This window comes from Solidesulfovibrio sp. C21 (assembly GCF_047785625.1).
Classification (GTDB): domain Bacteria; phylum Desulfobacterota; class Desulfovibrionia; order Desulfovibrionales; family Desulfovibrionaceae; genus Solidesulfovibrio.
The window spans coordinates 1-21558 of sequence record NZ_JBLODY010000055.1; the positions used below are offsets into that span (position 1 = coordinate 1).

Here is a 21558-nt window from a genome sequence, read left to right on the forward strand (position 1 = left end):
GTGGGGGAGGGTGGGGGGCTGGGGGAGGGAACCCCTTTTTGCAAAAAGGGGTTCCCTCCCCCAGTTCCCCTTCCACCACGGACACACCATGAAAAAACGCGCCTTTTTCCTTGCCGTCTGTTTCGTGTTGGCCACCGCCGCCACGGCCCGGGCCGTGGACCCGACGGAGCTGGCCGGTCGCATCCAGAAGAAATACGCCACGATAAACGCCTTTTCCGCCTTGTTCACCCAGGCCATCCGCAACGCGGCCAGCGGCGACACCGAGCACCGGTCAGGCTCGTTTTTCTTCAAAAAACCGGTGCTGGTGCGCTGGGAGACGGTCAAGCCCGAAAAAGAGCTGCTCATCGTCGGCAAGGATGCCGTCTGGGATTATTTCGAGGAGGACAAGGAGGCCTACCGCTATGCGGTCAAGGAGATCATCAGTTCCAAGACCATGCTGCGGTTTCTGACGGGCAAGGCCAACCTGACCGAGGATTTTTTTGTGGCTGCCGGCAAGGCGTCGGATGTCGGCCCGGGACAGGCCGTGCTGGATCTGGCCCCGCGCGAGCCCGAGCCGGGGCTGGTCATGGCCCGGGTCTGGGTCGATCTGGCAACGGACATGATTGCCCGCATTTTCATTCAGGATTTCTACGCCAACACCAACGACCTGACGCTCACCGGCGTGGCGGTCAACCCCAAGCTTGCCGACAGCCTCTTCACGTTCACGCCGCCCAGGGACGCCAAGGTCCACGACAACGCTCCGGCCAAGGAGCGCGACCTCAAGTAGCCTGGCGAGGCTTCCGGGGGGCTGGTTTGGCTGCGTCGAGCGGCAGGCCGACGGAGCGGCGCAACGCGGCCAGTTCCTCCCCGGTCAGTTCCCGGCATTTTCCCGGAGCCAGCCTCCCCAGTTCCAGGGGGCCCTGGGCGACGCGCACGAGCGAAAGGACGGTGAGACCCAGGTCGCGGCACATGCGGCGAATCTGGCGGTTGATTCCCTGGCGCAGTTCCATCTCCAGGACAAAGCGATCGGCGGCCAGCCGCTTGGTGATGCGGGCCCGGATCGGGGCAAGCTCTTCCCCTTCGGCCAGCCGCATGCCGCGTCCCATGGCCTTGATCGCATCGGGGACGATGTGGCCGCGCACGGTGACCATGTAGCGCTTGGGCGCGTGCCAGCGGGGATGGGCCAGCCGGTAGGCCAGTTCGCCGTCGGAGGTCAAAAGCAGCAGTCCTTCGGAAAAAAAATCCAAGCGGCCCACGGAAAAGAGGCGTCTTTTACGGTAGGGTTCCGGCAGGGCGTCGAAGACGGTGGGACGTCCCTCGGGATCGCGGGCGGTGGTGACGCAGCCCGGCCGCTTGTGGAGCATGATGGTCAGCGGCGCGGTGTTGTCCGGCTTGCTGATGTCTTTGCCGTCCACGGTCAGGCGCGTTCGGGACGGGTCGATCTTGCGCCCGAGTTCCGTGACCACGCTGCCGTCGACCGCGACCCGGCCGGCGGCGATCAGCGCGTCGGCCTGCCGCCTGGAGCAGACTCCGGCCTCGGCCAGCGCCTTGTTGAGGCGCACACCCGTGTCGTCAGCCATGGGATCAGCCCGGAAGCCGCAGGAAAAAACGGGTACCCGCACCGGGGGCGGAGGTGAAATCCACATCCCCGCCCAGACATTCCTGGGCGAAAAGCCGCATGCCGTAGGTGCCGAAGCCACGCCCCACACCCTTGGTCGTATATCCCCGCTGAAAAAGACGCATGCGGGTCTCTTCGGGCATGACGGCCGGATTGTGGACCCAGAAAACCACGCCGCCATTTTCGCCGGGCGCGCAGCCAAGGGTCACTAATTCGCCCGGAGCCGAGGCCTCCAGGGCATTTTTGATCATGTTGACCATGATGCGCTGGATGATGCGGGAATCCGAGGCAAAGGCAAGCGAGGGTGAATCGGGATCGACGGACAGGACGTGCTTGGGCTCGTGGTTGAACGACTGGCAATAGGCCGCCAGATAATGCAGGATTTCCAGCGTCTCGAGGCTGGTGCGGGCATAGTGGTATTCCTTGGCTTCCACGGCCAGGAAGTCTCTCTGGGTTTCCACGATGTCCTGGATGTCGTTTATGGCCCGGCGCAGCAGATCGAGGTCCTGGGGTTGATTGTCCGGCAATTCCAGAGTGATAAGGTCGTGGATGCCCTTGATGCCGGACACGGCGTTGAGGATGTCATGGAAAAAGAGGCGCTCGAAATTGCGCAAGGCCTTTTCGTGGGCGATGTCGAGGGCGGAAGTCAGCACCAGGTGGTGTGGCCCCTGCGCCATGGGGGCCGTCCAGACCTGCAGGTTGAGGGCCTCGAGATGCGACGGCGTCAAACGGTCTATGGAACACTCCTGGGTGGCGTGTTCGCCTTCAAGGCCTTTGACGATGGCCTTGGCCGCGCCGCAATACTGGCAGAAGCGGGTGGTACCGCAACCGCCGGGAAGCTCCACGGCATGGGCGCAGCCAAGAGCCTCCCCCAGGCGCTTGCCGATGACTTCACCGGTGTCCTGGACGCCGACCATGCGAACGAACCGCATGTTGGCATAGACGATCTGCCGGGTGTCGTTTAGAATAGTCACCGCCAGCGGCACGAGCGCCAGGGAGATGGCGGCCGGAGAGTTGGCGATCTCCTGGGCGATGCGCAAAATCGCGTCCTGCCCCAGACGCTCTGGCGGCAAAAAATACGTCGTGGCTGCGTCTTCCTGCATGGACTTTCCGATAAGGCGTTATGTCACCAAGAGAGGGACGGATGCGCAAACGGCCGGCATGCCCGCAAGCGCCGCATGGGGCGGGAGGCTGTGCTGGACGGTGACAGCACCCAAGCGACTATATCTGGATGATCTTGTCGGCCAGATCGAGGCTTGTGACCACATCGAGCATGTTCGTTGTCTCGCCGACCTCCTTTTGCTCCAGGATGCCGAAAAAGTCCAGGCAGGTGCCGCAGACCAGGATGGAGACCCCGGCCTCGGCCAAGGCCTTGAGCTTGGGCAGGACCGGGCTGCCGGCGACCGCCAGCTTGACCCCGCCGTTGACCAGGATGATGCGCCAAAGCCCCTCGCCCAGTTCCGGCAGGGTGGCGATGAAATTGACCATGAGCTTGGCGCCGAGTTCCGGATCGCCCCGGCCCACGGTGTCGGCCGTGATGAAGGCGGCGGTCCTGGGGTTGTCGACTTTTTTCCGGGGCGCGGCGGCGGTGGCGGGTTGGGTCGGCGGTACGGCCTCGCCCGTGGCCGTGGCCCGCAAGACGAAAAGGCCGTCCTTCTCGGTCGCCGTGACGGCGTAGCCGCGCATGCCCAGAAAACGGGTGACGTTTTCCCGGGCCGCTTGATTGTCCACGGTGACGGCAAGCGTCTGCGGCCGATCTTCCGCCTCCACGCATTCCTTGCAGCGCAATACCGGTCCCGGACAGGCCAGTCCCCGGCAATCGAGCGTGACTTCCATGACAATGCTCCTTTTGGCAAGGAACATAGCCCCGTCGGCCCCGGACTGGTCAAATCGAATGATTTAATATTACTGCTGCGTTGCGATAGATTTTGTCTATGGAGTGAGGCAGACGAAAGGCGGATTACGCCTGGGTGCTCCCGTTCCCGGCGACAGGGCCCTTTCACAGGGTGCGGTCTGGATGCCGTCGGAAGTGCCCGCGAGGCGTTCCTCGGGCAAAACCCGCAGACGCGCTGACGGCCCGTCAGCGGCCCGTCAGCGGATCGACGTGATGGGTCGCACGGTCAAAACGGGCTTTTGAAGCCGAAGGTCTGGGCCAGCCACTCCATGTACCGGCGTGCCCCGGCCGAGGCTTTCGCGGTCTGGAAGGCTTTGCCGGCCAGGTCCTCGGCTTCGGAGAGTTGCCCGGCCATGCACAGCACGTAGACCCGGGCCGGGGCCAGATTGCTCGGATAACCCATCTCCTGGGCGTGCTTGAGCTTGGCGTCGGCCAGCAGATAATCGCGGTCGGCCAGGGCCTTGATGCCAAGCTGGAATTCCGTCTCCGCCGTGGGCTCCATGCCGTGTTCCAGCACCCGGGCGACGATGGCCTGCTTTTTGGCGTCGGATTTCATCAGCCACAAGGGCAGCACGCGCAGGTCGGTCCCGGACAGGACGTAGTTGACGGCCGGGAGCGGCGGCGGCGGGGTGAGCATGTTGTTCAAGTAGGTATTCATGATCTGCTGGGTTTCGAACCAGCCGTCGGCCTTCTCTCGTATTTCCTGGGGCAAAAGCAGCGCCGCCTCGGCGGAATGCTCGAAACGCTCCTTGGAGGCCAGGGCGTCGAGGAGCTTGTTGTGGGCGGCCAGGTATTGTTGCTGCACCTGCGGGCTTTCGGGATAGCCGCGCAGCCGCTTGGGGTAGTTGTCGGTCAGCGGCTTGGCGTCGCCGAGATAATCGGCGAGCGCTTTGCCGTCGAGCATGAAAAGCGCGCCGAGTTGCCCCGGATTTTCCACAGCGATATGGCGTAGCCCCGGTCCGGTGTCCGGCGCTTCCCAGGGCTTGGAAAAATTCGCGGCCGGCTTGGGCCCTTTGGGCTTTTTGACGCCCACCATCATCCAGTTGAAGTTGTCGCCGGTCCAAAGCGAGGTGTGCTCGAAGACGTCGGCAAAAGCTTTGAGAATGGCCTTGGCGTCGGCAGGCGAAATCTCGAACACCGGCAGCCAATAGGTGACCATGCCGCCGTCGTTTAAGCGGTCGCGCATGAGCTGGAAGTATTCCCGGGAATAGAGGTTGACCACACCGGCCATCATGGGGGGCGGCGGCTCGGCCGTGATGATGTCGTATTTCTTCGGGGTGGCCAGCAGGTAAAAGCGGCCGTCCTCCACGTGGCTGGCCACGCGGGGGTCCTCCAGGGGATTTCGCTCCGGCTTGGGGTAGACGATGTTCGCCCCGCGCAGCACGTCGCGGGAGATGTCCACCACGTCGATGGAGGTGAGCCGGCGATCCTCGACCAGGGCCGAGGCCGTGGAGCCCGTGCCGAAGCAGATGAGCAGGGCCGTTTTCGGGTTTTGCAGGGTGGCTTCCGGGAAATAACCGAAAAACTTCATGTAGCGCTTGGCGCTGCGGTCCGTGGAGGACATGGAGTAGCCGTCGGTGACGAGCCTGTAGGCGTAGGGTTCGCCCAGGTAGTCCTGGCGGAGGTATTGCAGCGTGCCGGTGACGCCCTCGATGGTGGCCACCACCGTTTCCCCCCCCTTGATGAAGTCGGCGCATGCGCGGTTCAAATAGCCGCGCATGGCGCCGAAGGGAAAAATGGCCAGAAAAAGGACAAAGGCGGCTCCCGATGCCAGGAGAAAGGGGCTGGTGCGCGGCGACGGCCAGGGCTCGACCCGCCCGGCGCACAGGAGCGCCGGCAGGATGTAAAGGGCGCACAGGATAAAAAGGCTCAGTTCCATACCCACGGCCGGAATGAGGATGAACCCGGCCACCAGCGGCCCGGCCATGGCCCCGAGCGTGTTGGCCATGGCCACCAGCCCGGCCGAGCGGGCCCGGTCGCCCACCTCCCGATGGAAGGCCTCGCCGAGGGTGGTGAAGACCATGCCCGAGACAAACGCGGCCGGAAACATCAAGGCCAGGGACAGCGCCGTCACATAGCGCCAGTCCAGGGTCTGGTAGACGCTAAACGAAAGGTCGGCGGCGGATTCGAACAGGCGAAAGGAGAGCAGGGCGGCCGCTCCGACAAGCAGGACCAACGGCGCGGTGACCCGGCGTCCGTCGGCTTCGCGACGCAGCCACCAGCCGGCGAACATGCCGCCAAGGCCGATGCCGGCCAGGATCACGGCCAGCATCACGGCAAAGGCCAGACTGGTCGAGCGCACGAAGAGCTGGAGAAACCGCGTCCAGACGACCTCGAGGGCCAAAAAGGCCCCCCCGGCCAGAAACCCGGCGGCGAGAAGCCGCTTGGCCCGGCCGGTCAGCGGCCTGACCGCCGGCCTGTCGGCCGAGGCCTCCCGGGCCGGTTCCTCACGGAAGTGCCGGGCCACGCCGAGGGCTCCGGCCGCGGCCAGCACGTTGAGCCCGGTCGCGACCATGCCGGTGCCGGAAAGGCCCAGGGGCGCGATAAGCAGCGTTTCACCGGCCAACGCCCCAAGACAGGCCCCGAGCGTGTTGACGCCGTAAAGCCGGCCGAGCACCCGGCCGAATTCCCCGGGGCGGCGGGTGAGCGCCTTGACCAGCAGCGGCAGCGTCGCGCCCATGGCCGTGGCCGGCAGTAAAAAGAGCAGGAAGGAAAAGGAAAAGCGCAGGGTATTGAGCAAAAAGGGCTTGCCCAGGGCCGGGCTCAGCATGGCCCCGAGCCAGACCGACAACATGGGGAAGCACAAAACGAGCAAAAGTCCCCAGACCCCGACCAGCAGTTCCATGGCGGCGTAAAAACGCACCGGGTCGAGCACGTCGCGGCCGAAGCGTGAGATGAGCGCGTTGCCGAGGGCCAGACCGCCCATGAAGCTCGAAAGGACCAGGGCGCTGGCATAGACGCTGACGCCGAAAACCAGTCCGGCCAGATGCAGCCACAGCGTTTCGAAAAGCAGGGCCGATGCGCCGGATAAAAGAAATACGACGCCGAGAATCAGGCGATCGCGTCCGGAGGATGGCGGAAGCACGGTTGCGGCTGGCATGTTGCGCCTCGGACGTCACTTCCCGCCGGACGCAAAAGGAGGCGGCGGCAAGCGGACGCGTTGGGTCAAAGTCCCTTTTTGGGGCAGATGGTATCAAGGACGCAGGCGTCGCAAAGCGGTTTGCGGGCCTTGCATACCGCCCGGCCGTGCTGGACGAGCAGGTGGTTGACGTCCCCCCAGTCCTTACGGTCAAAAAGCGGCATCATATCTTTTTCAATGATGATCGGGTTGTCCGAGGACGTCAAGCCCAGGCGAAAGGACAGCCGGCGGACGTGGGTGTCCACGGCGATGCCCTCGTGTTTGCCCAGGGCGTTGGAGAGCACGATGTTGGCGGTCTTGCGGGCAACGCCCGGAAGCGAGGTCAGGGTTTCCATGGTGTCGGGAACGCTCCCGCCATAGTGCTCGACCATGCGCCTCGCCGCGGCCACCAGATTTTTGGCTTTCTGGCGGAAAAAGCCGGTGGAGCGCACGACTTCCTCCACCGTGGCCACTTCGGCCCGGGCCAGGGCGGCCGGATCGGGCCAGCGGTCGAAAAAGTCCGGGGTGACCAGATTGACGCGGGCGTCCGTGCATTGGGCGGCCAGGACCGTGGCCACCAGCAACTCGTAGGCGCTGACGTAGTGCAGGGCCGGCGTCATGTCGGGGTAGAGGGGGCGCAGCCGGCGGAGGATTTCCCGAGCCCGGGCGGCCGTGTCCATCACCGAATCTCCAGTGAGGGCGCGACCGCCGGCCCGGAGGGATATATTCCCTGGGAGCGCATGGGGTTAAGGAATGAACACCACCGCCGAGATGGTCGTGGTCCACATGCCGGTGTCACCGGTGGTCACGCAGGGCATGGAGGCCGAATCGATGATTTTGCCGCTCATGAGGTAGATCTGGCGGCGTTCGTCGTAGGCGGTCTCCGGATCGAAGTCGATGCCGAGCGTGGTGGCGAGCATGGTGGAGGCGAGGTCCTCGGCGAAGTCGCCGATTTCCTGCTCCTCCGAACCGAAGGAGGTGTGCTCGGAGATGTAGCCGTAGTTGGATTTGTCGGCCGGAAACGCCATCCCGACGGCCGAGCCGACAAGGCGGTTTTTCTCGTCCGTGGCGTTTCTGGCCATGACGCAAAAGGTGATCTGGCCGGGATTGAGCAGTTTGACGCCTTCGTCCAAGGTGATCAACTGGCAATGCGGCGGATAAATACTCGACACATAGACCAGATTGAGTTTTTCGATACCGGCTTCACGCAGAGCAAGCTCGAAGGATTGCAGCTTGTTTTTGTGGCGACCGACACCTTTGGTGAAAAACGCCTTGGTGGGGACGAAAGAGCCTGGGATCATGGGCGGTCCTCTTTAATCTGTTTTGCCGCTAAAGCGGGCAATCTTCATAAGGGTTTTTTGCCGAGAAGTATAGGACCTTTTTCGCCTGTCCGCTTGAGCTCGGCGGCGATCTCCGACTCGGTCCCCCTCAGACGCACATCCACCCGAAAGAGCTTGCGATTGCCGGCCGATCCTTCACGAATGGAGGCCGACAGGCCCTTGCGGGAAAGCTCTTTGATCATGTTGTCCGCCTGCTCCTTGGTCTTGAAGGAGGCCACCTGGTAGCTGGCGGTGAAGCGGCCGGACTCTTTTTTGTCGGCGGCGTGTTCGGCCTTGTTCCTGGACGGTTCCGCCTTGATCTTGGTCGGCGCGGGCGGTACCACCCTGGCCGCCGGGGGCACCGGCGGCGGCGCGGGAATGGAGGTGGCCGCCGTGGCGCTGCCCATTGGCGCGACCTTGGCGTCGGGCAGGTCATGGCCCTGGGGACCAGCCGTTTTCTTCCCGTCGGCCGGGGATTTCTGGGTGGAATCCGTCACCACCGTGCCGTCCTTGCCCTGCAACCCGTCCATGAACTGGAGTTCCTCGGGCTTGAGCACCTTGGGCGGTTCGGCGGCGGTGCCTCCCGGCTGGGCGGTTTCGGTGGTGGGCATCATCTGGGCGATCTGGGGCACGGCCGCCTCCGGCCGGTAGCCCCGGCCGACCAGGATACCGAGGATGAACACCCAGCACATGCCGAGCACGACCACGATACCGACGGAGATGAGGCCGGACATGCTCATCTCGAAGGAGAATTTGCGTGGGCCACCGCGTTCCTGGGTGACGCTTAATCTGTTGAGCAGCTTCATGACATGGGATTCCTTGGCCAAAGTCGCCGCCGCGCGGGCCGGGGCGTCAAAGCAATGCCTACATTTTGTCCGGGGCCGACACGCCGAGCAGGTCGAGCCCGTTTCGCACCACCGTGGCCACGGCGCCAAGCAGCGCCAGCCGCGCCTCGATGAGTTCTTCATCCCCGGCGGTCAGAACCGGGTTGACCGCGTAATAGTGGTGGAGCTGGCCGGCCAGGTCGCGCAGGTAAAAACTGACCAGATGCGGGGCGAAGGTCCGGGCCGCCGCCGCCACGGTGTCGGGATACTGCTCCAGGAGCTTTAAAAGTTCCAGGTCCTCGGCGGTATCCAGCCGGGCGAGCTTTTCCGGCGTGGCCGGGCGGCACGCCACGCCGCGTTCGGCCGCCTTGGCGAAAACCGATTTGACCCGGGCATGGGCATATTGGACATAGTAGACCGGATTGTCCATCGACTTTTCTTTCACGGCGTCCAGGTCGAAGTCCAGGTGGCTGTCCGATTTGCGCGAAAGGAACATGAACCGGGCCGCGTCGGCCCCGACCTCGGCCACCACGTCGGCAAGCGTTTCGAACTTGCCGGCCCGGGTGGACATGGCGATCTGCTCGCCCCCTTTGAGCAGGTTGACGAGCTGGACCAGGATGACCTTGAGGCTCGTTTCGGGATCACGGCCCAAGGCGGCCACGCAGGCCTTCATGCGCGGCACGTAGCCGTGATGGTCCGCGCCCCAGATGTCCACCACCACGTCGAAGCCCCGGTGGAACTTGTCGTCGTGGTAGGCGATGTCCGAGGCAAAGTAGGTGAGGTCGCCGCCGGATTTGACCAGCACGCGGTCCTTGTCGTCGCCGAAGTTGGTGGTGGCGAACCACAGGGCCCCGTCCTTGTCGTAGGCGAGGTTTTTGGACCGCAGGTCGTCGAAGGTGCGGGCCACGGCCCCGGCGGCAAAGAGCTTGGACTCGGGAAACCAGACGTCGTGGTCGACCCGGAAGTCCCGCAAATCCTGCTTGATGCCGGCGAGGATTTCTTGCTCGCCGTACAGGCGGCAGATGTCGACGGCCTTGTCCTCGGGCATGGCGAAAAGGGCCTCACCCTCGCGGTCGAGCAGTTCCCTGGCCAGATCCTTGACGTAGTCGCCCCGGTAGTAATCCTCGGGCTCGGTCACGTCCTTTCCGGCCAGCTCCCGGCAGCGGTAGAGGATGGATTGGCCGAGGATGCGCATCTGGCGACCGGCATCATTAATATAATATTCGGTTTCAACGGTGAACCCGGCCGCGCGCAGCACCCTGGTCAGGCTGTCGCCCACGGCCGCGCCCCGGCCATGGCCGATGTGCAGGGGGCCGGTCGGGTTGGCCGAAACGAACTCGACCTGGATTCTCGTGCCCGCGCCGATGGCGAGCCGGCCGTAGCCTTGGCCGCCGGCCGTCACATCGAGGACGGTGCGTTGCCAGAAGGCCGGCGTGTAGGTCACGTTTATAAAGCCCGGCCCGGCGACGGCCACGTCGGCCAGATCGGGACTTGCCGCCAGAAGCGCCTCCCGCAGCTCCCCGGCCAACTGGCGGGGCGGCATCTTGGCCTCCTTGGAGGCCATCATGGCCACGTTGGTGGCCAGGTCGCCGTGGGATTTGTCCCGGGGCGCTTCGATGGTGGTCTTGGCCGGCCAGGCGATGCCGCGCTTGGCCAGGGCTTCTTCCAAAAGCCCGCGCAGATGCTCCGTTGCCCGCATGGCTTAAGCCTCCAGGGCGGCCGCGCCGGCCGGATCGTTTACGGACACGGCGGCGTATTCGCCCCCGGCGTCCTTGAGATTGGCGGAAGCGAGCTTGGTCAGGACGTTTTTGGGGCCGAGCTCGACGAAGGTGCGCGCCCCGGCCGCGTGCAAGGCGGCCATGGTGTCGATCCAGCGCACCTGCGAGGTCATCTGGCGGCAGAGGAGCTCCAGCGTCTTGTCGGGATCGGTCTCGGCCGCGCCGGTCACGTTGCAAAAGACCGGGGCCGTGGTGTGCGCGCGCAGCCCGGCTTTGCGCAGGGCCTTTTCCAGTTCCTTGGCCGGCGCGGCCATAAGCGGGCTGTGGAAGGCGCCGCTGACGGCCAGGGGAATGGCCCGGCCCTTGCGCGCCTTGGCCAGTTCGGCGGCCGCCGCGACCGCTTCGGCCTCGCCGGAAATGACGTACTGGCCCGGGGAATTGTAATTGGCGATGACGAGCAGCTTGCCGGTCTCGTTTTGGGCCGTGGCCACAACGTCCTCTATGGCCTCGAGGGAGAGCTTGAGCACGGCGGCCATCTTGCCGTCGCCGCCGGCGGCTTCGGCCATGAGCCGGCCGCGCAGGCTGGTCAGGGAGAGCGCCGCCGGCACTTCGAGCATGCCCGAAGCGGCCAGGGCGGCGTATTCGCCGAGGCTGTGCCCGGCAAAGCCGACCACGCCGGAAAGTGTATCGCGAAGCGCCAGCCACAGCCCGAGGGTGACGGCGGTCATGGCCGGTTGCAGGGCGCGGGTGTCGGCCATGGCCGCTTCGTCGCCCTCCCAATAGATTTCGCGCAGGGGAAGCCCCGAGGCCTTTTCGGCCAGAAGCCACAGTTCGGCCGCGTCGGCGGAAGTTTCGGCCAGGGCCCGGCCCATGCCTTTTTCCTGCGAACCCTGGCCGGGAAAAAGCACGGCCAGGCGGTTTTCGGTTGCGCTCACGTTCGCCTCTCCTTAGAGATTTTTCGCGTCATTTAGGCCGCGATTGGTAGAGCAATGGACTCAAATGTGCAACGGTCAATTTAATGGGGGATACGCATGCCGCAAAGCGATACGACGCCCGATGCCGCCGCCGTGGCCGGGGCCGCCGCGACATTCGGACGGGAACTTGCGCCGGATCAGGCGACAATGCTTGCCGGCTACCTGCAGCTTCTCACGCGCTTTCGGCGCAAGATCAACCTAGTCGGGCCCCAGGACTGGCCGACCATGCTGGAAACCCTTGTGGCCGACTCCTGGCATCTGGCCGATTTCCTGGCCGGTCCCGAAGCGAAAAACATACTGCCGCCCGGGGACGCGCCCGTGGTGGGGCTGGATTTCGGAGCCGGGGCGGGGCTGCCCGGCATCGGCCTGCGACCCTTTTTCAACCGGGGACCGTATTACCTGCTCGAGTCCCGGCAAAAGCGGTGCGTGTTTCTGGCCGAAGTTGCGGCAAGGCTTGGCCTTGCCGGGATGCATGTGGCCGAGGGACGGGTGGAGCGCACCGTGCCGGACATTCTGGCCGGTCATCCGGGCGCGTTTGTCTTGTGCGTCAGCCGCGCCTTCGCCCCCTGGCCCCGGTTTCTGGAAATATGCCGGGAACTGGTGCCGGAACCCCTGGCGGTTGTGACCATGACCGGCGAGGCGACGACCGGGGAAAAAACGCCGCCGGGATGGGAGCTGGCCGCGGGCGTAAGCTACCCCGTCGCCGGCAGGACGCGTCACTTGTCGCTTTTTTCCGGCTCCACGGCGTCCATGTAGGCGTCCTTGAAAATGAGCCTCGTGGCCGTGGCGTCGGCGAGATCGGACAGGTCCATGAGGGATTCCAGGAAATCGAGGATATCCCCCTTGTCGGCTTCCGAAGCGTTTTCGAAGTCGAAGACCAAGTCGCCGGATTCGAAATAATGGCGCAATTTGTCCAGATAGGTCTGGTCGAGAAGGGGAAAGGGCATGGGGTCCGCCTTTTGCCTGGGAAAAATGTCAGTGGTGGTAGGGGGCGCCGGCGTTGATGGCCGCCGCCCGGTAAAGCTGCTCGTAAAGGACCACCCGGGCCAGTTCGTGGGGCAGGGTGCCGGGACCGAGGGCCAGGGTCAAATCGGCCCGGCCAAGCACGTCGCGCGACAGGCCGTACGCGCCGCCGACAACGAAGCAGGGGGCCCGGCCGGGGTCCTCGATGAGGGCCGCCAGACGCGTTGCCAGTGCACGTGAGGGAAGCGACCGCCCGCCCTCGTCCAGCACGATCACGAAGTCGCGCGGGGAAATTTTCGCCAGCAGGGTCTTGCCTTCCTCGACCTTGCGCCGGTCGGGATCGGACGTCTTGGCGTCGCGTGTCACGTGCTCCTCGGCCGGCAGGTAGCGCCGCAGCGCCGTCAGGTAATGGGCGGCGGCGTCACGGAAATAGGGGGCCTTGGCGGCTCCGACGACGAAGAGGCGTACGGGTTTCATGGGCGTTTCTCCCGGAAGCGGCCGGGCGTCGGCCGGCTGTTAGCCCAGGGCTGCGGTTATTGTCAAAGTGGTCGGCTTGGATTAGGTCAAATGGCGCACCACTGTTTTACAACCCGAAAGGGAGAGGCATGCCGTTTTGTAACCCCGTTCGCCGCCGCCTTCGGCAAAGCGTCTGCTTGCTGATGGCGCTTTTCATGGCGTCGGCTTTGGCCGCGGGGACGGCTTTTGCCCAGGAACTGCTTTTAAGCAACCTGGTACTCAATAATTTCGAAGGGAAAATACGGGTGCGCTTCGGCGTGGAGCCCACGGGAATCGAGCACATCAGACAGGCGCTTTTGGGGGGCGAGCGGCTGGAGCTTATCTGCAAGGCCAAGCTCGCCGTCAAGCGCGATTACGTCTGGAACAAGGAAGTCAGCCACGCCCGCTTCGAAAGCGAATTGCGCCGGCTCAAGGGCGGCGACTTCGCCATCAGTCTGCCCGGCCAGGGCTCCATGGCGGACCGGGACCTGCCCGCGCTTTTTCGCAAGGCCTGGAACGAAATCCTGATCGACCTCGGCTCCTGGGACCGGCTGGAACGCGGCCAGACGTATGTGTTGACCCTGGAACTTTCGCTGGCCCGCCTGGATGTTTCGTCCTGGGTCAAAAAAGGACTTTTCTTCTGGCCCTTTGACCCCGCCACGCCCGTTTCCTACCAGCTTGACTTTACATATTAAACCCGTCGCATCGGTTGCCTTTGCCGCCGCTTTTCGTATAATGGGCCAGGATTTCCCGAAAAATCGCGGGAAGGAGGACCTTTATGCGGGTAGTGATCGCCGGCGGCACGGGCTTTATCGGCCGGGCGCTGACCCGGTCCCTTGTTCGGGACGGGCACGAGGTCGTCGTGCTTTCCCGAAGGGCTTCGGGCCACGGGTCTTCTCCAGGGGTTACCTCCGTTCCCTTCGACGGCCGCACCGGGGACGGGTGGGCGCATCTGCTGGGTGATGCCCGGGCCCTGATCAACCTGGCCGGGGAAAATATCGCCTCGGGCTATTGGACCGAGGCGCGCAAGGCCCGCATTCTGGGGAGCCGGCTCGATGCCGGGCAGGCGGTCATGGATGCCCTGTCCCGGGTGTCGGCGCGTCCGGAGGTCCTCATCCAGGGTTCGGCCACGGGCTATTACGGCGACCGGGGGGACACGCCGGTTGCCGAGGACGCGCCGGCTGGCACGGGATTTCTGGCCGAGGTGGCGCGCCGCTGGGAGGCGTCCACGGCCGGGGCCGAGGCGCTTGGAGTGCGCCGGGCCGTCATCCGCACGGCGGTGGTATTGGGCGCGGGAGGCGGGGCGCTGCCCCGGATGCTTGCGCCGTTTCGTTTTTTTCTGGGCGGCCCGGTCGGCTCCGGCCGGCAGTACCTGCCCTGGATCCACTTGGCCGACGAAGTCGCGGCCATCCGTTTTCTGATCGACCACGAAACGGCCGCCGGTCCCTTCAACCTGGTCGCGCCGGGAGCCATCACCCAGGACGGGTTCGCCGCCGCCGTGGGGAGGGCGCTTGGCCGTCCGGCCCGGCTGCGCGTACCGGCGGCGGTCATGCGCCTGGCCCTTGGCGAGATGGCCCGGGAACTTTTCCTGGGCGGTGTGCGGGCCGTGCCCGGACGGCTTTTGGAACTCGGTTTTCGCTTCCGTTTCGAGACCCTGCCCGAGGCCTTGTCGGACATTCTCGGTCCTTCCCGGGAATCCCGCCATGTTTGAGAATACCGCCATGGCATCCGAAACTCCGCGGATACTCATCGTCGAGGATGAGGCCGTAGTGGCCCTTGACCTGACCAGGCGCCTTTCCCGGCTCGGCTACGTCGTCTACGGCCCGGCCGACAGTGGCGAAGAGGCCTTGCGTCTGGCCCGGGAGCTTTCCCCCGACGTCGTGCTCATGGACATTGTGCTGGACGGCGACATGGACGGCGTGGATACGGCCGGGCGCATCCGGGAGGAACAGGCCATGCCGGTGGTCTTCCTCACCGCCCACACCGATCCGGAAACGCTGCGACGGGCCGGCGGGGCCGGCCCCTACGGCTACATCATCAAGCCTTTCGAGGATCGGGAGTTGGCCGCGGCTTTGGACATCGCCCTGTACAAGTCCCGGATGGAGCGGCGGTTGCGCGAAAACGAGCAGTGGACGTCCATGACCTTGCACTCTCTGGGGGAGGGGGTGATCACCGCCGATCCTAACGGATTGGTACGTTTCGCCAACCCCATGGCCGAATCCCTGCTCGGGGTGTCGGCCGCGCGTCTTCTCGGCCGCGACCTGGCAACGCTGTACAAAACGCGCCGGGACACCGGGGAATGCGGCCTCTCCGACGGGCCGGGGCCCAGGGATGTGGCGCTTTTGTGCCGCGAGGACGGGAGTTGCCTGCCTGTGGAGCAGACCTTCTCGCCCATCGTGGACGACAGGGGGCGGGCGCTCGGGACGGTGCTCGTCTTTCGGGATATCAGCCGTCGCCGGGATGGGGAACGGGCCCTTCGGGAGTCCGTGGACGGTCTGCGTCGGGCGCTCACGGAAACGGTCAACGCCCTGACCGTGACGTCGGAGACGCGTGATCCCTTTACCGCCGGCCATCAGGAACGCGTGTCCCGGCTGGCTGCGGCCCTGGCCGGGGAACTCGGGTTTTCCGACGAGGAACGGGAAGGCGTGCGCATGGCCGGGCTGGTCCACGACATCGGCAAGATCCACGTGCCCTCGGAGATCCTGACCAAGCCCGAGGCCCTTTCCGACATGGAAATGGGCATTGTGCGGGACCACAGCACCGTCGGCTTCGACATCCTGAAGGATGTCCCTTTCCCCTGGCCCCTGGCCCGCATGGTGCTCGAGCACCACGAACGCTGCGATGGTTCCGGCTACCCGGCCGGGCTCAGGCGCGAGGACATGCACCCCGGGTCCCGCATCCTGGCCGTGGCCGACGTGGTCGAGGCCATGACCGCCCACCGGCCCTATCGCTCCGCCTGGAGCTTGGAGCACGCCCTGGAGGAACTGGCGAAAGGCCGGGGCGTTCTCTATGACGCCGACGTGGTCGACGCCTGCCTCTCGCTCTTCGATCGCGGCGATTTTCGGTTTTAACTAGGTATTGAAAAAGCAAGCCGGGGGGAAACCTTTCTACAGAAAGGTTTCCCCCCGGTATCTCCCTTACTTATTCACTTGTTTCTCCGCCGGCAGGTTGCCGTCGGAAGAGAGTTTGTTCAGTACTTGGCGGCACAGCAGGTCGTAGCCGTTCATGGTCATGTGCACGCCGTCCTTGGCCCGAAGCGGCACTTTCTTGCCGCCGATGGTCTTGGCCTGGACGAACTTGCCCGAATCGTCGGTGAAGATGGTCGAGGCTTCCATGTAGGAGCAGCCGCCGACCTTGGCGCAGGCCGCCTTGGCCGCCTCGTTGACCGCCTCGACCCGCTTGTTGTAGGCCGCGTCGCGCATGGCCGGCAGCCCCACCCACAGCACCTTGATCCCGGCCTTCGAAGCAATGTGCAGGAAGTTTTCGGCCTTTTCCTGGTAGGCGGCGCTCCATTCCGGCGTGCCGGCCGCCTTGCCGGCAATGGGATTGTTGGCGTCGTTGCCGCCCATCATCACCACCACGGCCGTGAGCTTTTCCTTGGCCACAAGTTCGGTGAGCTTCTTGTCCCAGTCGAAAAACCGCTTGGAAATAAGCCCGGTGGAGACCTTGCCCAACGGCACGCAGCCCGAACCCTCGTACTGCTTCATGCGATTGCTCATGGTCATGCCGATACCGACGGCCAGGGAATCGCCTACCACGGCCACCTTGCCGCCAGCCGCCTTGGGCGCGGCGGGAGCGGTCTTCTCCGCCGCCGGGCCGGTCGGCTCCTGGGGCGTTTTCTTTTCCAGGCCGGGCAGGGCGGGCGCGGCGGGCTGTTCCACCGAGGCGACGGTGGTCTCCTTTGCCGGGGAGGCCTTGTCCGCCTCGGTCGGCTTCGCGGTCGTCGTGAAGGGCGTCTTGACCACGGGCGCGGCCGGTTCGCTCTTGGGCTGGGGCAGAGCGGCCGCCTGAACCGGTTTGGGTTCCAGGGTCGCCTTGGTCTGCTCCTCGGGCGAGGCCGGCCGGGGGGAGGTCGCGGGCGGCGGCGCAAGCGGCACTCCGGCTGGCGGGGCGGCCGCCGGCGGGGCCGGCTGGGGCACGGATTTGACCTCGGCCTCGGGCGCGGTCGGGACCGTGGGGGTGTGGGCCGGATAGGTCCGCGCCTCGTGGGTGGCGTTCTTTGAGGATTTGCCGGATGTATTGAAGCACGCCGGCAGGATGGACATGGCCGCTATCATACAAACGGCCAACGCGATTTTGATGATCGATTGCACGCGGCTACTCCGCCGAAAATAAGGATGTGGTCGCAACGGGGGACGCGACCGGATAGGCCGGCCGCCGGATGCGGGCCGAACGCCTCGCCCGGCAAGCGGGCGAATCAGGCGTCCGGAGGGATTCAAAGGGCCGGAGGAACACTCCGGTGGACAGCACCAGCCTCATGGCAAGCTTATGACCCAAGGTGGGGCGGTGGTCAAATGAAGATGCGCCCGGAGCCGGTGCCCGAAATACCGTCACTTCATGCGGGAGCCGCCGGGGCCGCTTCCGGATGGAACGCGAGCGGATGGGACGGTGCGGATTTTTTGTCGCGGCGGGATACGCGTTCCGGCTGCCCGGGCCGGCAGGCGGGCTTTGGGCGACGGCACATCCTGCCGGTACATCGATTTTCCATGAAAAACAGGGCCAAGGGCGGTTGCAACGCTCTCTGGCCCGGTCTATGGAAGAACACATGGGCGCGGGATGCCTTTCCCCGCGCGGTCAAAGAGGTCCCATGCGCCAGGACGACGCCGAAAAAACGCTTTCCCCCCTTGATGCCGTGCGGCGGTATTGCCTTTCCGCCTGCATGGGCGGGCAGCGCAGTCTGGTTGCCTCCTGCGCCGATCGAGACTGCCCTTTTCATCCCCTGCGCATGCGGGAAATCCCCGAGGGGTTCACCGTGCGCGTGGTGCGGGTGGTGCGCCGGTTTTGCCTGCGCTGCACCGTCGGCGACCGCGAGGCCGTGCGCCGTTGCACCGAAAAAGGCGTGTGCCCGGTCTGGCCCTACCGTGTGGGAGTCTCGCCCCGCAAACTCAAGCGCCTCATCGCCGAAAAACGCCGCCCCAAACAGCTCGAGTTGCCATTTTAAGGGAGTATGAGGCCGGGGGGAAACCTTTCTGAAGAAAGGTTTTCCCCCCGGGCCCCCTTTCCCAAGACTTTTCAAATGGGAAGGGTGACTACCGTGTATCACCCTTAAAAAGTGAAAAGTTTTTGGGAGGGGAGAGCGCGAGAGGGGGGCCCTTTTTTCAAAAAGGGCCCCCCTCTCGCACTTTTCTCTTTCTCCTCATCTTCCCGGTAAACGGTCTCTTTGCGGCGGCAAGCGGCGTTTGGTTGTGTTCTCCTGCCGTTCACCATTCCTCGGCGCATTGTCGCCGTCCGTCGAAATCCGCGTGCGTTTTTCCGCGCGGGCCGCTTACGACGGCATCATCCCGCGTTGCCGCGTCTGTTTGGGGCGGCCGGGAAGGGCGGCGATCCCCGTCGCCCCGGACACGAGAAGGCCCGGCCGACCGCCGGCGGCAAGGAGATTCCCATGCACACACCAACGGCCGACCCCACACGCGACAACCGGTTTTCCGCTCTGGTGCGCAAGCGGTGGAGCGTTTCGCTCACGCTCACCGCGATCATGCTCGCGATCTACTATGGCTTCATCGCCATCCTGGCCTTCCGCCCCGAACTTTTCGCCGCCCGCATCGGGGCCCATATGACCGTCGGCATACCCGTCGGCCTCGGCGTCATTATCGTCTCCTGGCTTTTGACCGGCATTTACGTGCGCTGGGCCAACGATGATTACGACACGGACGTGGAAAGCCTCAAACACGCCATGCGGGAGAACCGGGAATGAACACCTTCGCCACGACCATCGGACAGCCAAACGCCACATCCATCGCGTTTTTTTTCGTCTTTATCCTGGGAACGCTGGCCATCACCTGGTTTGCGGCCAAAAAGAGCCGTAGCGCCTCCCAGTTCTACGCCGCCGGCCGCTCGGTCACGGGCTGGCAGAACGGTATGGCCCTGGCGGGGGATTACATGTCCGCCGCCTCGTTTCTCGGCATCGCCGGGCTGGTGTCGCTCAAGGGTTACGACGGGCTCATCTACTCCATCGGTTTTCTCGTCGGCTGGCCCATCATCATGTTCCTGATCGCCGAGCCTCTGCGCAACCTTGGCAAATACACCTTTGCCGACGTGGTGGCCTACCGGCTTTCCCAAAAGCCCATCCGCATCGCCGCTTCCATCGGGTCGCTGCTGACCGTCTGCTTTTACCTCATCGCCCAGATGGTGGGCTCGGGCATGCTTATCAAGATGATGTTCGGCCTGCCCTACGAAACGGCCATCATCGCCGTGGGCGCGGTCATGATCTCCTACGTGCTTTTCGGTGGTATGCTGGCCACCACCTGGGTGCAGATCATAAAAGCCATGCTGCTTCTGGCCGGGGCCACGGTCATGGTCGGCATGGCGCTGTCCCGCTTCGGCTTCGACGTGACCGCCCTTTTTGACGCCGCGGCCAAGACCTATGGCGACAAGGTGCTCAATCCCGGCGGTCTGGTGGCCAATCCCCTGGACGCCCTGTCGCTCGGCCTTGCCCTCATGTTCGGCACGGCCGGCCTGCCGCACATCCTCATGCGCTTCTACACCGTGCCCGACGCCAAGACCGCCCGCAAATCCGTGTTCTATGCCACCGGGCTCATCGGCTACTTCTACGTGCTTACTTTCATCATTGGCTTTGCCGCCATGGTGCTGGTCGGTCGCGACATGATCGGCTCCGTGGACAAGGGCGGCAACATGGCGGCGCTGCTTCTGGCCGAGGTCACGGGCGGCACGGTCTTCCTCGGCTTCATCGCGGCCGTGGCCTTCGCCACCATTCTGGCCGTGGTGGCCGGCCTGACGCTGGCCGGGGCCACGACGCTGTCCCACGACCTGTACGTCAACGTGCTGCGTTCCGGCCGGTCCTCCGAGGAGGACGAGGTGAAGGTGGCCAAGCGGGCGACGATTGGCCTTGGCATCGTGGCCATCCTGCTCGGCCTGGCCTTCAAGGGACAAAACGTGGCCTTCATGGTGGGGCTCGCCTTTGCCATCGCGGCCAGCGCCAACTTCCCGGCCCTGCTCCTGTCCATCTTCTGGAAGGGCACCAGCACCAGCGGCGCGGTGGCCAGCATCGTCACCGGCACCGTGACCTCCGTCGTGCTCATCGTGCTGTCCCCGACGGTCTGGGTGGGCGTGTTCGGCAACCCAGAGCCGATCTTCCCCTGGAAAAATCCGGCGCTCATCTCCATGCCCCTGGCCTTCGCCGCCGGCTGGCTGGGTTCGGTGCTGGTCCCGGACGCCAAGGCCCGTTCCCTCTACGCCGCCCAGCAACTGCGCAACTACCTCGGCGTCGGCGCGGAGTAGTGGAGTAGGGCGGAGGCAAAAGAGTTGGGAGGGGCCTCGCTCCTCCCAAACCCACCCTACCAGGGGCGCTGCCCCTGGACCGCGCCGGGGGGAATTTCCCCCGGCCCCCTTTAAGGGAAAAGGAGGGCGGTTGTGGAAATGCTGGAACCGGGCGTTGCCGGAGAGACGCGGCAATTGGTCGGGCGACTGGGCACGGCGGCGACCCCAAAGGCGTTGGAAGAACTTTTAGGCGAAATACGCGGGCTGGTGGCGACGCGTGCGGGGGATGACAATGCCCTGGGCATCGGCCGGCTGGCGAGCGGGTTGTACGACCGGCTGCTGGCACGGGCCGCCTGGATGGCCCGGGACGGGCCGGATGCGCCTGATGGCGGCTATGCCCTGGTCGTGCTCGGCAGCCAGGGCCGCCGGGAGCAGTTTCTGGCCACGGACCAGGACAATGCGTTGATCCTTGGCGAAGAAGGGGAAGAGGGGGCTTTCGCGGTCTTTGCCGGGCGGCTGGCGGAAATTTTGGAAGCCGCCGGCATGCCGCCATGTCCCAAGGGCATCATGGCCGCCAATCCCGACTGGCGCAGGGCGCTTGCCGGCTGGCGCGAGGTCATCGATGTCGCCGTCGATCGACCAGATGCCGCGGCCGTGCTGCTTGTCTCACTTCTGGCCGATCTGCGCCCCGTGGCCGGCGATTTCGGGCTTGCCGATGCCGTCGCCGGCCATCTGCGTCGCCGTTTGGCCGAAGCGCCGCTTCTCACGCGTCTTTTGGCCCGCGAGGCCCTGGGATTCGGGCCGCCGGCCCATCTGCCCGGCCATCTGCCACTGAAGCGGTTCGGCCTGGGGCATGCGACCATGGACCTCAAGCGGCAGGCCGTTTATCCGCTGGTACTCGGCATAAAGGCGCTCGCCCTGGACGCGGGGCTTCCCGAGACGGAAACCGTGGCCCGGATTGCCGGTCTGGCCGGGCTTGGTCACTTCGGCGACGATCTGGCCGGGCGGCTGCGGCAGGCTTTCGGGCATATCCAGTCCCTGCGCCTTGGCGTGCAGGCGGCCGCCTATGCCGGCGGGCGCACGCCGGATAATTGCCTCGACCTGGCAAGCCTTGCCGATACGGACAAGGATCGGCTGCGTGAGGACCTTGCCGCCCTGGACCGGCTTGTCGCGATTCTCGAACACCATTTCAGCCTTCACGCCCTCACCTGACGGAGCA

Annotated in this window: 21 protein-coding genes; 9 read left to right on the forward strand and 12 right to left on the reverse strand. The window is 65.1% G+C overall.

The annotated features are described in order from the left end of the window. Positions 1 to 88 precede the first annotated feature (88 nt). Positions 89 to 766 (forward strand): LolA family protein, encoded by a 678-nt coding sequence (locus ACMZ6R_RS14870; RefSeq protein ID WP_416112830.1) that lies wholly within the window; start codon positions 89 to 91, stop codon positions 764 to 766. Here ACMZ6R_RS14870 and ACMZ6R_RS14875 read toward each other — a convergent pair. The 9 genes from ACMZ6R_RS14875 to ACMZ6R_RS14915 form a co-directional block, all read right to left on the reverse strand. Continuing rightward, a complete protein-coding gene (locus tag ACMZ6R_RS14875; protein WP_416112832.1) occupies positions 759 to 1559 on the reverse strand; it encodes a pseudouridine synthase in 801 nt (266 codons plus the stop codon). The two genes, ACMZ6R_RS14870 and ACMZ6R_RS14875, sit on opposite strands and share 8 nt — an antisense overlap. Before the next feature lie 4 nt (positions 1560 to 1563). Further along, complete coding sequence (locus ACMZ6R_RS14880; RefSeq protein WP_416112834.1) at positions 1564 to 2700, reverse strand: sensor histidine kinase; 1137 nt, start codon at positions 2698 to 2700, stop codon at positions 1564 to 1566. A 118-nt stretch (positions 2701 to 2818) separates the two neighbouring features. After that, positions 2819 to 3433, reverse strand: a complete 615-nt coding sequence (gene yedF, locus ACMZ6R_RS14885) for a sulfurtransferase-like selenium metabolism protein YedF (RefSeq protein ID WP_416112836.1) — start codon at positions 3431 to 3433, stop codon at positions 2819 to 2821. Positions 3434 to 3717: 284 nt separating this feature from the next. Next, complete coding sequence (locus tag ACMZ6R_RS14890; RefSeq protein WP_416112838.1) at positions 3718 to 6591, reverse strand: fused MFS/spermidine synthase; 2874 nt, start codon at positions 6589 to 6591, stop codon at positions 3718 to 3720. 65 nt (positions 6592 to 6656) lie between these two features. Then, on the reverse strand, positions 6657 to 7289 hold the full coding sequence (gene nth, locus ACMZ6R_RS14895; protein ID WP_416112840.1) for an endonuclease III: 633 nt from the start codon (positions 7287 to 7289) through the stop codon (positions 6657 to 6659). A 66-nt stretch (positions 7290 to 7355) separates the two neighbouring features. Next, positions 7356 to 7910 carry a pyruvoyl-dependent arginine decarboxylase gene (locus tag ACMZ6R_RS14900; RefSeq protein WP_416112842.1) on the reverse strand — a complete coding sequence of 185 codons (555 nt, stop codon included), beginning with the start codon at positions 7908 to 7910 and terminating at the stop codon, positions 7356 to 7358. A gap of 44 nt (positions 7911 to 7954) precedes the next feature. Then, positions 7955 to 8734 (reverse strand): SPOR domain-containing protein, encoded by a 780-nt coding sequence (locus ACMZ6R_RS14905; protein ID WP_416112844.1) that lies wholly within the window; start codon positions 8732 to 8734, stop codon positions 7955 to 7957. A 58-nt stretch (positions 8735 to 8792) separates the two neighbouring features. Then, on the reverse strand, positions 8793 to 10451 hold the full coding sequence (argS, locus tag ACMZ6R_RS14910) for an arginine--tRNA ligase (RefSeq protein WP_416112846.1): 1659 nt from the start codon (positions 10449 to 10451) through the stop codon (positions 8793 to 8795). A gap of 3 nt (positions 10452 to 10454) precedes the next feature. Beyond that, positions 10455 to 11405, reverse strand: a complete 951-nt coding sequence (locus ACMZ6R_RS14915; RefSeq protein ID WP_416112848.1) for an ACP S-malonyltransferase — start codon at positions 11403 to 11405, stop codon at positions 10455 to 10457. Between the two features lie 96 nt (positions 11406 to 11501). Between ACMZ6R_RS14915 and ACMZ6R_RS14920 the strand changes: the two genes are divergently transcribed. Beyond that, a complete protein-coding gene (locus ACMZ6R_RS14920; protein ID WP_416112850.1) occupies positions 11502 to 12200 on the forward strand; it encodes a 16S rRNA (guanine(527)-N(7))-methyltransferase RsmG in 699 nt (232 codons plus the stop codon). On the opposite strand, the gene ACMZ6R_RS14925 is transcribed toward ACMZ6R_RS14920, so the two are convergent. Both ACMZ6R_RS14925 and ACMZ6R_RS14930 read right to left on the reverse strand, forming a co-directional pair. Beyond that, positions 12161 to 12391 (reverse strand): hypothetical protein, encoded by a 231-nt coding sequence (locus tag ACMZ6R_RS14925; RefSeq protein WP_416112852.1) that lies wholly within the window; start codon positions 12389 to 12391, stop codon positions 12161 to 12163. The genes ACMZ6R_RS14920 and ACMZ6R_RS14925 overlap by 40 nt on opposite strands. A 28-nt stretch (positions 12392 to 12419) precedes the next feature. Next, the gene (locus ACMZ6R_RS14930) at positions 12420 to 12884 is read right to left on the reverse strand and encodes a 23S rRNA (pseudouridine(1915)-N(3))-methyltransferase RlmH (protein WP_416112854.1); all 465 of its coding nucleotides are present in this window, start codon (positions 12882 to 12884) and stop codon (positions 12420 to 12422) included. A 194-nt stretch (positions 12885 to 13078) separates the two neighbouring features. On the opposite strand from ACMZ6R_RS14930, the gene ACMZ6R_RS14935 reads away from it, so the two are divergent. The 3 genes from ACMZ6R_RS14935 to ACMZ6R_RS14945 all read left to right on the forward strand — a co-directional run bounded on the left by ACMZ6R_RS14935 (position 13079) and on the right by ACMZ6R_RS14945 (position 15973). Next, positions 13079 to 13597, forward strand: a complete 519-nt coding sequence (locus tag ACMZ6R_RS14935; protein ID WP_416112856.1) for a DUF4390 domain-containing protein — start codon at positions 13079 to 13081, stop codon at positions 13595 to 13597. Between the two features lie 83 nt (positions 13598 to 13680). Next, the gene (locus ACMZ6R_RS14940; protein ID WP_416112858.1) at positions 13681 to 14613 is read left to right on the forward strand and encodes a TIGR01777 family oxidoreductase; all 933 of its coding nucleotides are present in this window, start codon (positions 13681 to 13683) and stop codon (positions 14611 to 14613) included. 10 nt (positions 14614 to 14623) lie between these two features. Next, entirely contained in the window at positions 14624 to 15973 is a 1350-nt protein-coding gene (locus ACMZ6R_RS14945; RefSeq protein WP_416112860.1) for an HD domain-containing phosphohydrolase, read from the forward strand. Between the two features lie 66 nt (positions 15974 to 16039). Here ACMZ6R_RS14945 and ACMZ6R_RS14950 read toward each other — a convergent pair whose 3' ends face one another. After that, positions 16040 to 17215 (reverse strand): DUF459 domain-containing protein, encoded by a 1176-nt coding sequence (locus tag ACMZ6R_RS14950; RefSeq protein ID WP_416112862.1) that lies wholly within the window; start codon positions 17213 to 17215, stop codon positions 16040 to 16042. Between the two features lie 494 nt (positions 17216 to 17709). Between ACMZ6R_RS14950 and ACMZ6R_RS14955 the strand changes: the two genes are divergently transcribed. The 4 genes from ACMZ6R_RS14955 (at position 17710) to ACMZ6R_RS14970 (ending at position 21551) form a co-directional block, all read left to right on the forward strand. Next, positions 17710 to 18063, forward strand: a complete 354-nt coding sequence (locus tag ACMZ6R_RS14955; protein ID WP_416112864.1) for a hypothetical protein — start codon at positions 17710 to 17712, stop codon at positions 18061 to 18063. A 441-nt stretch (positions 18064 to 18504) separates the two neighbouring features. Then, the gene (locus ACMZ6R_RS14960; RefSeq protein WP_416112866.1) at positions 18505 to 18816 is read left to right on the forward strand and encodes a DUF485 domain-containing protein; all 312 of its coding nucleotides are present in this window, start codon (positions 18505 to 18507) and stop codon (positions 18814 to 18816) included. Continuing rightward, on the forward strand, positions 18813 to 20360 hold the full coding sequence (locus ACMZ6R_RS14965) for a sodium:solute symporter family transporter (protein ID WP_416112868.1): 1548 nt from the start codon (positions 18813 to 18815) through the stop codon (positions 20358 to 20360). Before ACMZ6R_RS14960 ends, ACMZ6R_RS14965 begins: the two co-directional genes overlap by 4 nt. A 138-nt stretch (positions 20361 to 20498) precedes the next feature. After that, positions 20499 to 21551 carry a DUF294 nucleotidyltransferase-like domain-containing protein gene (locus ACMZ6R_RS14970; protein ID WP_416112880.1) on the forward strand — a complete coding sequence of 351 codons (1053 nt, stop codon included), beginning with the start codon at positions 20499 to 20501 and terminating at the stop codon, positions 21549 to 21551. Positions 21552 to 21558 lie beyond the last annotated feature (7 nt).